Below are 12,746 nucleotides of genomic sequence, written 5' to 3' on the forward strand. Positions count from 1 at the left end.
GATATTTGGGTCCTAAGCTCAAGCTGAGCCGTCGTGAGGGCACCGACTTATTCCTTAAGTCTGGCGTTCGCGCGATCGATACCAAGTGTAAAATTGAACAAGCTCCTGGCCAGCACGGTGCGCGTAAACCGCGTCTGTCTGACTATGGTGTGCAGTTGCGTGAAAAGCAAAAAGTTCGCCGTATGTACGGTGTGCTGGAGCGTCAGTTCCGTAACTACTATAAAGAAGCAGCACGTCTGAAAGGCAACACAGGTGAAAACCTGCTGGCTCTGCTGGAAGGTCGTCTGGACAACGTTGTATACCGTATGGGCTTCGGCGCTACTCGTGCTGAATCACGTCAGCTGGTTAGCCACAAAGCAATCATGGTAAACGGTCGTGTTGTTAACATCGCTTCTTATCAGGTTAAAGCGAATGACGTTGTTAGCATTCGTGAGAAAGCGAAAAAGCAATCTCGCGTGAAGGCCGCTCTGGAGCTGGCTGAGCAGCGTGAAAAGCCAACCTGGCTGGAAGTTGATGCTGGCAAGATGGAAGGTACGTTCAAGCGTCAGCCAGAACGTTCTGATCTGTCTGCGGACATTAACGAACACCTGATCGTCGAGCTTTACTCCAAGTAAAGCTTAGTACCAAAGAGAGGACACAATGCAGGGTTCTGTGACAGAGTTTCTAAAACCGCGCCTGGTAGATATCGAGCAAGTGAGTTCGACGCACGCCAAGGTGACCCTTGAGCCTTTAGAGCGTGGCTTTGGCCATACTCTGGGTAACGCACTGCGCCGTATTCTGCTCTCATCGATGCCGGGTTGCGCGGTGACCGAGGTTGAGATTGATGGTGTACTTCATGAGTACAGCACCAAAGAAGGCGTTCAGGAAGATATCCTTGAAATCCTGCTCAACCTGAAAGGGCTGGCGGTGAGAGTTCAGGGTAAAGATGAAGTTATTCTTACTCTGAATAAATCTGGCATTGGCCCTGTGACTGCAGCCGACATCACCCACGACGGTGATGTTGAAATCGTCAAGCCGCAGCACGTGATCTGCCACCTGACCGATGAGAACGCAGCTATTAGCATGCGTATCAAAGTTCAGCGCGGTCGTGGTTATGTGCCGGCTTCTGCCCGAATTCATTCGGAAGAAGATGAGCGCCCAATCGGCCGTCTGCTGGTCGACGCATGCTACAGCCCTGTAGAGCGTATTGCCTACAATGTTGAAGCAGCGCGTGTAGAACAGCGTACCGACCTGGACAAGCTGGTCATCGAAATGGAAACCAACGGCACAATCGATCCTGAAGAGGCGATTCGTCGTGCGGCGACCATCCTGGCAGAACAACTGGAAGCTTTCGTTGACTTACGTGATGTACGTCAGCCGGAAGTGAAAGAAGAGAAACCAGAATTCGATCCGATCCTGCTGCGCCCTGTTGACGATCTCGAATTGACTGTCCGCTCTGCTAACTGCCTCAAGGCAGAAGCTATCCACTATATCGGTGATCTGGTACAGCGTACCGAGGTTGAGTTGCTGAAAACGCCGAACCTGGGTAAAAAATCTCTTACTGAGATTAAAGACGTGCTGGCTTCACGTGGTCTGTCTCTGGGCATGCGCCTGGAAAACTGGCCACCGGCAAGCATTGCTGACGAGTAACCGGATCACAGGTTAAGGTTTTACTGAGAAGGATAAGGTCATGCGCCATCGTAAGAGTGGTCGTCAACTGAACCGCAACAGCAGCCATCGCCAGGCTATGTTCCGCAACATGGCAGGTTCACTGGTTCGTCATGAGATCATCAAGACGACCCTGCCTAAAGCGAAAGAGCTGCGTCGCGTAGTTGAGCCGCTGATTACTCTTGCCAAGACTGACAGCGTTGCTAATCGTCGTCTGGCATTCGCCCGTACTCGTGATAACGAGATCGTGGCAAAACTGTTTAACGAACTGGGCCCGCGTTTCGCGAGCCGTGCCGGTGGTTACACTCGCATTCTGAAGTGTGGTTTCCGTGCAGGCGACAACGCGCCGATGGCTTACATCGAGCTGGTTGATCGTTCAGAGAAAGCAGAAGCTGCTGCAGAGTAATCTGCAGTAACGTAAAAAAACCCGCTCCGGCGGGTTTTTTTATATCCGCGATACCCACGCTTCTCTACAATGTCTGTATTAATTCTGTTCATCCCCTGGAGCTGATAATGTGGTTGCTCGATCAGTGGGCAGAACGCCATATCCGTGATGCTCAAAATAAAGGTGAATTCGACGATCTCCCGGGGAGCGGCGAACCCCTTGTGCTTGACGATGATTCGCACATCGCGCCTGAATTACGGGCTGGATACCGTTTACTTAAAAATGCGGGCTGTCTCCCCCCGGAGCTCGAACAGCGCAGAGAGGCCGTTGAACTGGCCGATCTTCTCAATGGGATCCGCCATGACGATCCACGACATTCTGAACTTAGCCGCCGTCTCGCCCTGCTTGAACTCAAGCTACGCCAGGCTGGGATGAACACTGATTTTCTGCACGGTGAATACGGTGATAGGTTGATGCAGAACATGAACGAGGAGTAGTTATGTACCGTATCGGTGAACTTGCGAAGCTTGCGAACGTTACGCCGGATACTATCCGATATTACGAAAAGCAGCAGATGATCGATCATGAAGTTCGTACTGAAGGTGGCTTTCGACTTTATACCGATAACGATCTGCAGCGCCTGCGGTTTATTCGTTATGCGCGTCAGCTCGGCTTCACGCTGGATTCGATCCGCGAGTTATTATCGATCCGCATCGATCCGTCACATCACACCTGCCAGGAATCTAAAAGCATTGTGCAGGCCCGGCTGGATGAAGTTGAAGCGCGCATACAGGAGCTGCAAACCATGCAGCGCTCCCTGCAAAGGCTGAATGACGCCTGCTGCGGCACGGCCCACAGCAGTATTTACTGTTCAATTCTCGAAGCCCTGGAACAGGGAGCGAGTGGAGAAACTCAGGGCTGTTGATTTTTAGTTCAACCGGGTCTAGACTCCCGTCGTCATAAACCCTGCTCTGGAGACATTATGAGCCGCTATCAGCACACGAAAGGACAAATTAAAGACAATGCCATTGAGGCGTTACTTCACGACCCGTTGTTCAGGCAGCGCGTTGAGAAGAATAAAAAAGGGAAAGGAAGTTATCTGCGTAAAGACAAACATGAAAAACGGGGTAACTGGGAGGCCAGTGGCAAGCAAGCGAATCGCTTATTTGCCACTGGCCTTCCTGCTTTTATCTATTGATTAGACGCGGTTATTCTGCTCTTTTAACAGATCGCGGATCTCACTTAACAGCACTTCTTCTTTCGTTGGCGCAGGTGCTGCAGCCGGCTCTTCTTTTTTACGGTTGAGCCTGTTGATCAGCTTGATGGCCATAAATATGGCAAATGCGACAATCACAAAATCAAATACGTTCTGAATAAATACGCCGTAGTGCATCACGACTGCCGGGACATCACCCTGCGCTTCACGCAGCGTGAAAGCGAACTGTTTGAAATCAATGCCGCCGATTAACAACCCTAAGGGTGGCATGATAATGTCGGCCACTAATGATGAAACAATTTTGCCGAATGCCGCACCAATAATGACACCCACTGCCAAATCCACCACGTTCCCGCGCATCGCAAATTCGCGAAATTCTTTAATAAAACTCATTGTTCTCTCCTTGTGCCAGCTGACGAGTTTAAGTTTAACAAATCATTAGCCAATTGCCATTCGGGATAATTAAACATTATGAAAAATAAAAGGCACAGAAATGAAAAGGATAAAGTAAGGGTGCTCTTTCTCGAGCACCCAATTCTTTAAAGGAAGAATGGACTTGGCTGGAATAAACGTTCGACGTCGGTAATAAACTTTTTATCGGTTAGGAACATAATTACGTGATCGCCTTGCTCAATCCGTAAATTATCATTGGCAATCATGACATCATTCCCGCGCACAACGGCGCCGATAATCGTGCCTGGTGGCAGTTTAATTTCGTCGATCGAGCGGCCGACGACTCGTGACGTCGTTTCATCTCCATGAGCCACGGCTTCAATGGCTTCCGCAACGCCACGGCGGAGCGATGACACACCGACAATATCCGCTTTACGAACATGGCTCAGAAGCGCGGAAATTGTCGCCTGCTGAGGGGAAATGGCAATATCAATAACGCTGCCCTGAACCAGATCGACATACGCCTTGCGCTGAATAAGCACCATGACTTTTTTAGCCCCCATGCGCTTCGCGAGCATGGCGGACATTATATTCGCCTCGTCGTCGTTTGTGACGGCAATAAAGAGATCAACCTGATCGATATGCTCTTCAGCCAGCAACTCCTGATCCGACGCATCACCATAAAATACGATCGTATTTTGCAGTTTTTCCGCCAGTTCAGCAGCACGCTGTTGATCGCGCTCGATCAACTTAACGCTGTAATCTTTTTCCAGCCGATGTGCCAGACCGGCACCGATATTGCCGCCGCCGACCAGCATAATGCGTTTATAGGGTTTTTCGAGTCGCTGAAGTTCACTCATCACCGCACGAATATGCTGTGAGGCCGCAATAAAGAATACCTCATCACCGGCTTCGACAATCGTGGAACCTTGCGGGCGAATTGGCCTGTCGTGACGGAAAATGGCTGCGACGCGCGTATCAATATGCGGCATGTGCTCGCGCATGGTGGAAAGCGCATTGCCGATCAATGGTCCACCATAATAGGCCTTAACCACTGCCAGGCTCACTTTACCCTCGGCAAAGTTCACCACCTGCAGGGCGCCCGGATATTCGATCAGGCGATAGATATTGTCTATAACCAGCTGTTCTGGCGCGATGAGGTGGTCAATGGGGACTGCTTCGGAATTAAACAGTTTTTCAGCATCGCGAACATAGTCCGGAGAGCGAATACGCGCAATTCGGTTTGGCGTGTTGAAAAGGGAGTAGGCCACCTGACAGGCCACCATATTAGTTTCGTCAGAACTGGTTACCGCAACCAGCATGTCGGCATCGTCTGCGCCCGCCTCACGAAGGACGCGCGGGTGCGAACCATGGCCCTGCACAACGCGCAGATCAAATTTGTCCTGCAAAACTCGCAGGCGATCGCCGTTGGTATCCACGATGGTGATGTCGTTGTTTTCGCCAACCAGGTTTTCCGCCAGCGTTCCACCAACCTGTCCTGCGCCCAGAATGATAATCTTCATATCTCGTGACCTGTTCTCAACATCACTCTTTGATTAGCTTAGCGTAAAAGAAGCCATCACCCTCTTCTGTACCCGGCAGATTCTGCTGACCAGGGAGTTCAGGCGTTCCCGTATCGCGCAGCGCCGCGTCCGGGGTACGTTTAAGGAAGGCCGCGATTTGCTGGCTGTTTTCTTCCGGCAGTACGGAGCAGGTTGCATACACCAGCGTGCCGCCGGGCTTGAGATGCGGCCAAATGGCGTCGAGAATGTCGGATTGCAGTTGAGCAAGTTCCTTAATATCACGATCGCGGCGTAGCCACTTGATGTCCGGATGACGACGAATAACGCCGGTTGCAGAGCAGGGGGCATCCAGCAAAATGCGATCGAACTGGGTTTCACCACACCATTCTGCGGGTTTGCGTCCATCGCCTTGCTTAACCTGTGCCTTCATGCCCAGGCGCTTGAGGTTGTCATAGACGCGTGAAAGACGCTGCTCATCAACGTCTACCGCCATCACGCTGGCTTGCGGAGCCACTTCAAGAATATGCGTCGTTTTGCCCCCAGGCGCGGCGCAGAGATCGAGGATCTGCTCACCGTTTCGGGGTTCAAGCCAGGACATGCAACCCTGAGCCGAGGCATCCTGTACCGTTACCCAACCGTCTTCAAAGCCGGGCAATGCATGTACCGGTGCAGGCGATGCTAAGCGCACGGCATCAGGGTATGCGTCATGGGTGAAGCCGCTCATTCCAGCTTCTTCGAGTAATGCCAGCCATGCGTCACGGGTGTGGTGATTACGATTCACGCGTAACCACATTGGCGGACGCTGGTTGTTGGCATCGGCAATGTCCTGCCACTGCTGCGGATAAGCTTTTTTCAGGCGCTTCAACAGCCAGTCCGGATGCAGGAAGCGCGCTTCGTTTTGGGCAAATTCAGCCAGAAGCTCATCCTGCTGTCGCTGGAACTGACGCAATACGCCGTTAATCAGCCCTTTCAGCTGAGGACGTTTAATCGCAACGGCACCTTCCACCGTCTCTGCCAGCGCGGCGTGAGGTGGGATGCGGGTATGAAGAAGCTGATAAAAACCCACCATAATCAAATAATGTACGGTGCGCTGCTTGCCCGTCATTGGGCGTGACATCAGCTTATTAATCAGCCACTCAAGCTGAGAGAGTGTGCGCAGGACGCCAAAGCAGATCTCCTGAAGCAGGGCTTTATCTTTATCAGAAACTTTTTGCTGCAGGGGAGGCAGGACGTTACTCAATGACTGGCCCTGCTCGATAACCTGCTCGACGGCCTGGGCCGCCATACTGCGTAGATTTTGTTTTTTCATAACCGTAAAAATAAAAATGCCCGGAAACACCGGGCCTTAAGAATAAATTTACTCAGGCAAGGCGATTGCCCGGGACAAACCATTCACGACGGGAATTTAACAGATCCTGAGCGCTCATGGCCTTCTTGCCGGCCGGTTGTAGCGATTCAAGATTCAAAATCCCTTGCGCAGTCGCCACCTGGATCCCGTTCTTGTTGGCGTCAACAATCGTGCCGGGTTCAGCCGTGGTAGTACCGCTAGTGACGGAGGCTTTCCAGACTTTCACCGGCTGCTCATCAATCTCCATCCAGCTCATTGGCCACGGATTAAAAGCGCGAATGCAGCGTTCAAGCTGAGCGGCTGACAGAGACCAGTCGATACGCGCTTCTTCTTTGCTCAGCTTTTCGGCGTAGGTTACCAGCGCGTCATCCTGAACTTCCGGTTTTGCCGTATTGTCAGCAAGCTGCTGAAGCGTCTCGATAAGCCCTTGTGGGCCAAGGTCTGCCAGTTTGTCATACAGCGTGGCGCTGGTATCGTCTTGTGTAATGGGGCAGGCCAGTTTATACAGCATATCGCCGGTGTCTAAACCTACGTCCATCTTCATGATGGTAACGCCCGTTTCGGCATCACCAGCCCACAGCGAGCGCTGGATTGGTGCAGCACCACGCCAGCGCGGAAGCAGAGACCCATGCACGTTGATGCAACCCAGGCGTGGCATATCAAGCACAGCTTTTGGCAGAATTAAACCGTAAGCCACCACCACCATTACGTCGGCATTCAGGTCAGCAACCAGCTGCTGATTTTCCTGTGGGCGCAGCGATGCGGGCTGGAAAACGGGTAGCCCATGCTCTTCTGCCAGCACCTTGACCGGGCTCGGCATCAGTTTTTTGCCGCGACCTGCCGGGCGGTCCGGCTGGGTAAAGACGCCAACAACCTGATGACCAGAAGATAACAGCGCGTCAAGATGACGCGCTGCAAAATCAGGGGTTCCCGCGAAGATAATACGTAGTGTTTTAGACACGATGATCCTTGTATCCGGGGGGACGTTATGCGCGAGAACGCAAACGATCCAGTTTTTCTACTTTCTGACGAATACGCTGCTGTTTCAGCGGCGAGAGATAATCGATAAACAGTTTACCGACCAGGTGATCCATCTCATGCTGAATACAAATTGCCAGCAGGTCGTCTGCTTCCAGTTCGAATGGATTACCGTCACGATCCAGGGCGCGAATTTTCACCTTTTCAGCTCGCGGCACTAACGCACGCTGTTCAGGAATAGACAGACAGCCTTCCTCAATACCGGTTTCGCCACTCTTTTCGAGCAGCTCAGGGTTGATCAGCACCAGGCGGCCATCGCGATTTTCAGAAACATCAATCACGATAATACGCTTGTGAATGTCCACCTGCGTCGCCGCAAGGCCAATGCCTTCTTCGGCGTACATGGTATCGAACATATCATCAACGATACGCTGGATTTCTGCATTCACTTCTTTGACCGGTTCAGCGACGATGCGAAGGCGCTCGTCCGGAATATGTAACACTTGCAAAACTGCCATAAATTTCCAGAGTCGTGTTCAGGAGTTGATAAGAATACTACCTCTATTCTAGACAAATCCCCCATCGATTGACAGCATCAGTGACCAATCGCAATGATTGCGGAGGCCGCTTATGGCAGGGGAAAGGATGACGTCTAACGAGATATGGCTACGGCTAATACACACTGGGTCGCTGTGTGGTGATGTAATGCTGGACGCGGCTGCGCGACTGCAGAAGCAGGAACACCTCAACGTGCTCGTGGCCAGAAACGCCGGGCTGACAGCGAAGCAGACTGAACGGTTCCTTGCACTCGATGAGAGTGAGCTGGAACGTAGCCTGATGTGGCTTGAACAGCCGGGAAATCACTTATTAACGGCCAACCATCCCCTTTACCCCCCATTGCTTCGCACGATCCCTGATTATCCCGGGGCGTTATTCATAAAAGGTAACCCTGAGGCGCTTAATACGGTTCAATTGGCAGTGGTCGGCAGTCGTGCGCCATCATGGTACGGCGAGCGATGGGGGAAAATCCTGTGCGAACAACTGTCACAAAGCGGTTTCACGATCACCAGCGGTCTGGCCTGCGGTATTGACGGCGTTGCCCACGGTGCGGCGCTGTCAGCTAAAGGACGAAGTGTCGCGGTGCTGGGGAACGGTCTTTTTAGCATTTATCCACGCCGACATCAGGCATTGGCGATGCGGCTTATTGAATCTGACGGCGCGATAGTGTCTGAGTTTCCGCTTTCCGCACAGCCTAGGCCGGCAAACTTTCCGCGTCGGAATCGGATTATCAGCGGGCTTAGCAAAGGCGTGCTGGTGGTTGAAGCGGCGCGCCGAAGCGGTTCGCTGGTCACGGCGCGATGCGCGCTCGAACAGGGGAGAGAAGTCTTCGCCTTGCCTGGTCCGATAGGTAATCCAGGATGCGAGGGGCCCCACTGGCTGATTAAGCAAGGGGCAACGCCGGTAACGGAAGTAGGAGATATTCTTGAAAATTTGCAGTATGGGTTGCAATGGCTGCAGGAAGATCCCGAAAAGCGACAATATTCATCAGATCAGGGAAAGGTGGCATTGCCATTTCCCAAGCTCCTGGCTAACGTAGGAGATGAGGTAACACCTGTTGACGTTGTCGCTGAACGTGCCGGCCAACCTGTGCCAGTAACGGTAGCACAGCTACTCGAACTGGAGTTAGCAGGGTGGATCGCAGCTGTACCCGGCGGCTATGTCCGATTAAGGAGGGCATGCCATGTTCGACGTACTGATGTATTTGTTTGAGACTTACATCCATAACGAAGCAGAAATGCGAGTGGATCAGGACAAATTGACACAGGATCTTACCGATGCGGGGTTTGAGCGGGAAGATATCTATAATGCGTTGATGTGGCTGGAAAAACTGGCTGATTATCAGGAAGGCCTCGCCGAACCGATGCAGCTGGCTTCTGACCCATTGTCAGTACGCATTTATACAGCAGAAGAGTGTGAAAGGCTGGACGCCAGCTGCCGGGGGTTCATCTTATTCCTTGAGCAGATTCAGGTGCTGAACCTCGAAACGAGAGAAATGGTGATAGAGCGCGTCATGGCGCTGGATACAGCAGAATTTGAACTGGAAGATCTTAAGTGGGTGATCCTGATGGTTCTGTTTAATATCCCGGGCTGTGAAAACGCCTATCAGCAAATGGAAGAATTACTCTTTGAAGTGAATGAAGGTATGCTGCACTAATTCAATGTGCAGCACCAAGAGTTGTTATGGCCAAATCAGCACTATTCACGGTGCATAAAAATGAGCCCTGCCCGCAGTGCGGGGCTGAACTTGTTATTCGGTCCGGGAAACACGGCCCGTTTCTCGGTTGTTCACACTATCCGGAATGTGATTATGTTCGTCCCCTGAAAAGCCAGGCGGACGGACATATCGTTAAAATTCTGGAGGGGCAGTATTGTCCAGTCTGCGGAGGTGAATTAGCCCTGCGGCAGGGGCGATTCGGCATGTTTATTGGATGTAGCCGCTACCCGGAATGTGAGCATACGGAACAAATTGATAAGCCTGATGAAACGGCAATTGCGTGCCCTCAGTGTCAGCGCGGTCAGTTGGTACAGCGCCGCTCCCGGTATGGTAAGACTTTCCATTCGTGCGATCGATACCCTGAATGCCAGTTCGTTATCAATTTTAAACCGGTAGCGGGAACCTGCCCTCATTGCAATTATCCGCTACTCATAGAGAAGAAAACCGCGCAAGGCATGAAACGCTTCTGCGCCAGTAAACAATGTGGAAAGCCGGTTACGGCGGATCAAAATAGTGAATAATAACCTGCCATCAGGCTCCATTGCGCATGCCGTGGACGTACTGAAAAAAGAAGAAGTCATCGCCTATCCAACTGAAGCTGTTTTTGGAGTCGGTTGCGATCCTGACAGCGAGACGGCCGTGAGCCGACTGCTTGCCTTAAAACAAAGACCTGTCGAGAAAGGGCTGATTTTGATCGCTGCGAATTATGAGCAGCTTAAACCCTATATCGATGACTCCATGCTGACGCCGGCGCAGCGCGAGACTATCTTCTCCGCGTGGCCTGGCCCGGTGACCTTCGTTTTCCCGGCGCAGCCGACTACGCCTCGCTGGTTAACCGGACGTTTTGATTCCCTCGCTGTTCGCGTAACTGACCATCCGCTGGTGGTTGAGCTGTGTCTGGCATTTGGTAAACCGCTGGTCTCAACCAGCGCCAACCTGACCGGATTGCCACCTTGCCGGACAACCGAAGAAGTACTGGCGCAGTTCGGGACCGACTTCCCTGTCGCTGTCGGTGACACGGGAGGGCGCCTGAACCCTTCTGAAATTCGCGACGCTTTGACCGGCGAACGTTTTCGCCAGGGGTAATCTCATGGAAACCTATGCTGTTTTTGGTAATCCGATTGCACACAGCAAGTCACCGTTGATTCATCAGCAATTTGCTAAGCAGCTGCAGATAAATCATCCCTATGGTCGCGTACTGGCACCGGTGGATGCATTTATTCCAACGCTGGAGGCTTTTTTCGCCGCGGGCGGTAAAGGCGCGAATGTGACGGTTCCTTTTAAAGAGGAAGCCTTCGAACGTGCGGATGAGCTGACCGAGCGTGCTTCACTGGCTGGTGCAGTCAATACCCTTAAACGGCTTGAGGATGGACGCCTTTTGGGTGACAACACCGACGGGATTGGTTTACTTAGCGATCTGGAACGACTTTCGTTTATTAAGCCCGGATTCCGGGTCCTACTGATTGGTGCGGGTGGCGCATCGCGGGGAGTACTGTTGCCTCTGCTTTCACTGGATTGTTCGGTGACCATTACCAACAGAACCTTTTCCCGTGCGGAAGCGCTGGCGGCGTTGTTTGCGCATACCGGCAGCGTGAGCGCGGCAGCGCTTGACGATCTCTCCGATCGTGAGTTCGATCTTGTCATCAATGCCACGTCCAGCGGCATCAACGGTGAGATCCCGGCAATTCCTGCTTCTCTGGTCAGCGCGCATATGTACTTTTATGACATGTTTTATCAGAAAGGGAAGACGCCTTTCCTTGACTGGTGTGAACAACACGGCGCAAAGCAGTTAGCCGATGGACTGGGAATGCTGGTGGGTCAGGCTGCGCATGCGGTGCTGCTCTGGCATGGCGTGTTGCCTGCGGTCGAACCTGTCATTGAAAAGTTAAAGCAGGAGCTTTCGGCGTGAATCAGGCTATTCATTTTCCGGACAGAGAGAGCTGGGATGAGAGTAAGCAAGCGGTCTGTTTCCCGGTTCTGGTGCAGGGCATGCAACTGACCTGTGCCATTCATGGGGAAACGCTGTTGCGTCGTTTTGGCGGTTCAGATCCGATTGCGGTATTTTGCGAAAATCGCTGGGATCTGGAAGAGGAAGCCAGCGATTTAATCCGCGAACAACAGGAAGACGATCAGGGCTGGGTTTGGTTGTCCTGATCCAAATAGTCATTCTTCCATTTAACGTAGTTGCTCGCCGAGTATTTTAACCCTTCGATCTCTGCCTCCTTCAGGGGGCGGATCTGTTTTACCGGGCTTCCCAGGTAGAGATAGCCACTCTCCAGTCGTTTGTTCTGCGGTACCAGGCTACCGGCACCAATCATTACGTGATCTTCTACTATGACGCCATCCAGCAAAATTGACCCCATGCCAACAAGTACGCGATTCCCGATAGTACAGCCGTGAAGCATCACCTTATGGCCGACGGTAACCTCTTCTCCAATAATGAGGGGATTACCCTCCGGGTTATAGGAGGATTTGTGCGTGACATGTAGAACGCTGCCATCCTGAATATTGGTACGGGCGCCAATCTCCACATAGTTAACATCTCCCCTGATGGCGACGAGCGGCCAGATGCTGACGTCATCGGCCATTCTGACATCGCCAATCACCACGCTGCTGGCATCGATCATCACGCGATCGCCTTTTTGGGGGAACAGATCTTTATAAGGACGTAATACTGCGGGCATATCTACCTCTAACAATGAGCGCTATACAGAAGACTTTGATCATATTAATGGATCGCGGCAAGGCAAAATACGTCAATATTTAAGCAGATCGGGCGGGATTTCAGCGAAAAGCGCGGAAAATCAGCAGTCGGAAAAAAAGATCTAAAAAATACTTGTGCTAAAAAATGGGATCCCTATAATGCGCCTCCATCGACACGGCGGATGTGAATCACTTCACAAACAGCCCGGTCGGTTGAAGAGAAAAAATCCTGAAATAACGGGTTGACTCTGAAAGAGGAAAGCGTAATATACGCCACC

18 protein-coding genes are annotated in these 12,746 nt (G+C 52.1%); 12 read left to right on the plus strand and 6 right to left on the minus strand.

The window, feature by feature from the left end; genetic code table 11:
• The 6 genes from rpsD to NUX24_RS21380 form a co-directional block, all read left to right on the plus strand.
• On the plus strand, window positions 1-614 hold a 614-nt coding region (rpsD, locus tag NUX24_RS21355; protein ID WP_257834014.1), incomplete at its 5' end, for a 30S ribosomal protein S4.
• A 25-nt stretch (window positions 615-639) separates the two neighbouring features.
• Window positions 640-1,629 (plus strand): DNA-directed RNA polymerase subunit alpha, encoded by a 990-nt coding sequence (locus tag NUX24_RS21360; protein ID WP_002919219.1) that lies wholly within the window; start codon window positions 640-642, stop codon window positions 1,627-1,629.
• A 40-nt stretch (window positions 1,630-1,669) separates the two neighbouring features.
• Window positions 1,670-2,053 (plus strand): 50S ribosomal protein L17, encoded by a 384-nt coding sequence (gene rplQ, locus NUX24_RS21365; RefSeq protein ID WP_001216368.1) that lies wholly within the window; start codon window positions 1,670-1,672, stop codon window positions 2,051-2,053.
• Between the two features lie 107 nt (window positions 2,054-2,160).
• Window positions 2,161-2,529 carry a DUF1992 domain-containing protein gene (locus tag NUX24_RS21370; RefSeq protein WP_257834016.1) on the plus strand — a complete coding sequence of 123 codons (369 nt, stop codon included), beginning with the start codon at window positions 2,161-2,163 and terminating at the stop codon, window positions 2,527-2,529.
• A 2-nt stretch (window positions 2,530-2,531) separates the two neighbouring features.
• Window positions 2,532-2,957, plus strand: a complete 426-nt coding sequence (gene zntR, locus NUX24_RS21375; protein ID WP_047652858.1) for a Zn(2+)-responsive transcriptional regulator — start codon at window positions 2,532-2,534, stop codon at window positions 2,955-2,957.
• 57 nt (window positions 2,958-3,014) lie between these two features.
• Window positions 3,015-3,230, plus strand: coding sequence for an alternative ribosome-rescue factor A (locus NUX24_RS21380; RefSeq protein WP_126331251.1), 216 nt, complete (start codon window positions 3,015-3,017; stop codon window positions 3,228-3,230).
• Here the strand turns inward: NUX24_RS21380 and mscL are convergent, their stop codons facing one another.
• The 5 genes from mscL to def form a co-directional block, all read right to left on the minus strand.
• Window positions 3,231-3,641, minus strand: coding sequence for a large-conductance mechanosensitive channel protein MscL (mscL, locus tag NUX24_RS21385; protein WP_023309449.1), 411 nt, complete (start codon window positions 3,639-3,641; stop codon window positions 3,231-3,233). It abuts the gene before it with no gap.
• A gap of 146 nt (window positions 3,642-3,787) precedes the next feature.
• Window positions 3,788-5,164, minus strand: a complete 1,377-nt coding sequence (gene trkA, locus NUX24_RS21390) for a Trk system potassium transporter TrkA (protein WP_008503482.1) — start codon at window positions 5,162-5,164, stop codon at window positions 3,788-3,790.
• A gap of 22 nt (window positions 5,165-5,186) precedes the next feature.
• Window positions 5,187-6,473 carry a 16S rRNA (cytosine(967)-C(5))-methyltransferase RsmB gene (gene rsmB, locus NUX24_RS21395; RefSeq protein ID WP_257834021.1) on the minus strand — a complete coding sequence of 429 codons (1,287 nt, stop codon included), beginning with the start codon at window positions 6,471-6,473 and terminating at the stop codon, window positions 5,187-5,189.
• A gap of 52 nt (window positions 6,474-6,525) precedes the next feature.
• A complete protein-coding gene (gene fmt / locus NUX24_RS21400; protein ID WP_257834023.1) occupies window positions 6,526-7,473 on the minus strand; it encodes a methionyl-tRNA formyltransferase in 948 nt (315 codons plus the stop codon).
• A gap of 25 nt (window positions 7,474-7,498) precedes the next feature.
• Complete coding sequence (gene def / locus NUX24_RS21405; protein WP_008503479.1) at window positions 7,499-8,008, minus strand: peptide deformylase; 510 nt, start codon at window positions 8,006-8,008, stop codon at window positions 7,499-7,501.
• A gap of 127 nt (window positions 8,009-8,135) precedes the next feature.
• On the opposite strand from def, the gene dprA reads away from it, so the two are divergent.
• Genes dprA through NUX24_RS21435 form a run of 6 tightly spaced genes read left to right on the plus strand, consistent with a single transcriptional unit; the run spans window position 8,136 to window position 11,919 of the window.
• Complete coding sequence (gene dprA, locus NUX24_RS21410; protein WP_257834026.1) at window positions 8,136-9,260, plus strand: DNA-protecting protein DprA; 1,125 nt, start codon at window positions 8,136-8,138, stop codon at window positions 9,258-9,260.
• Window positions 9,232-9,705: a DUF494 family protein Smg gene (gene smg / locus NUX24_RS21415; protein WP_008503477.1), complete on the plus strand. Its 474-nt coding sequence runs from the start codon at window positions 9,232-9,234 to the stop codon at window positions 9,703-9,705. Before dprA ends, smg begins: the two co-directional genes overlap by 29 nt.
• Before the next feature lie 26 nt (window positions 9,706-9,731).
• Entirely contained in the window at window positions 9,732-10,286 is a 555-nt protein-coding gene (locus NUX24_RS21420) for a type I DNA topoisomerase (RefSeq protein ID WP_047652855.1), read from the plus strand.
• A complete protein-coding gene (tsaC, locus tag NUX24_RS21425; protein WP_214577629.1) occupies window positions 10,279-10,851 on the plus strand; it encodes an L-threonylcarbamoyladenylate synthase type 1 TsaC in 573 nt (190 codons plus the stop codon). Before NUX24_RS21420 ends, tsaC begins: the two co-directional genes overlap by 8 nt.
• A gap of 4 nt (window positions 10,852-10,855) precedes the next feature.
• Window positions 10,856-11,674, plus strand: a complete 819-nt coding sequence (gene aroE, locus NUX24_RS21430; RefSeq protein WP_126331242.1) for a shikimate dehydrogenase — start codon at window positions 10,856-10,858, stop codon at window positions 11,672-11,674.
• A complete protein-coding gene (locus tag NUX24_RS21435; RefSeq protein ID WP_198886781.1) occupies window positions 11,671-11,919 on the plus strand; it encodes a DUF1488 domain-containing protein in 249 nt (82 codons plus the stop codon). Before aroE ends, NUX24_RS21435 begins: the two co-directional genes overlap by 4 nt.
• Here the strand turns inward: NUX24_RS21435 and NUX24_RS21440 are convergent.
• The gene (locus tag NUX24_RS21440; protein WP_214577631.1) at window positions 11,895-12,449 is read right to left on the minus strand and encodes a gamma carbonic anhydrase family protein; all 555 of its coding nucleotides are present in this window, start codon (window positions 12,447-12,449) and stop codon (window positions 11,895-11,897) included. The genes NUX24_RS21435 and NUX24_RS21440 overlap by 25 nt on opposite strands.
• Window positions 12,450-12,746 lie beyond the last annotated feature (297 nt).

Origin of the sequence: Enterobacter sp. HG048, assembly GCF_024702055.1 — a bacterium.
In the GTDB taxonomy this organism is placed as follows: Bacteria; Pseudomonadota; Gammaproteobacteria; order Enterobacterales; family Enterobacteriaceae; genus Enterobacter; species Enterobacter dykesii.

Bases quoted from the DNA above. Each gene is read 5' to 3' on its own strand.
- NUX24_RS21370 (WP_257834016.1), top strand. From the start codon at position 2,161: ATGTGGTTGCTCGATCAGTGGGCAGAACGCCATATCCGTGATGCTCAA.
- NUX24_RS21380 (WP_126331251.1), top strand. From the start codon at position 3,015: ATGAGCCGCTATCAGCACACGAAAGGACAAATTAAAGACAATGCCATT.
- rsmB (WP_257834021.1), bottom strand. From the start codon at position 6,473: ATGAAAAAACAAAATCTACGCAGTATGGCGGCCCAGGCCGTCGAGCAG.
- def (WP_008503479.1), bottom strand. From the start codon at position 8,008: ATGGCAGTTTTGCAAGTGTTACATATTCCGGACGAGCGCCTTCGCATC.
- mscL (WP_023309449.1), bottom strand. From the start codon at position 3,641: ATGAGTTTTATTAAAGAATTTCGCGAATTTGCGATGCGCGGGAACGTG.
- trkA (WP_008503482.1), bottom strand. From the start codon at position 5,164: ATGAAGATTATCATTCTGGGCGCAGGACAGGTTGGTGGAACGCTGGCG.
- zntR (WP_047652858.1), top strand. From the start codon at position 2,532: ATGTACCGTATCGGTGAACTTGCGAAGCTTGCGAACGTTACGCCGGAT.
- NUX24_RS21360 (WP_002919219.1), top strand. From the start codon at position 640: ATGCAGGGTTCTGTGACAGAGTTTCTAAAACCGCGCCTGGTAGATATC.
- NUX24_RS21420 (WP_047652855.1), top strand. From the start codon at position 9,732: ATGGCCAAATCAGCACTATTCACGGTGCATAAAAATGAGCCCTGCCCG.
- smg (WP_008503477.1), top strand. From the start codon at position 9,232: ATGTTCGACGTACTGATGTATTTGTTTGAGACTTACATCCATAACGAA.
- dprA (WP_257834026.1), top strand. From the start codon at position 8,136: ATGACGTCTAACGAGATATGGCTACGGCTAATACACACTGGGTCGCTG.
- aroE (WP_126331242.1), top strand. From the start codon at position 10,856: ATGGAAACCTATGCTGTTTTTGGTAATCCGATTGCACACAGCAAGTCA.
- NUX24_RS21440 (WP_214577631.1), bottom strand. From the start codon at position 12,449: ATGCCCGCAGTATTACGTCCTTATAAAGATCTGTTCCCCCAAAAAGGC.
- rplQ (WP_001216368.1), top strand. From the start codon at position 1,670: ATGCGCCATCGTAAGAGTGGTCGTCAACTGAACCGCAACAGCAGCCAT.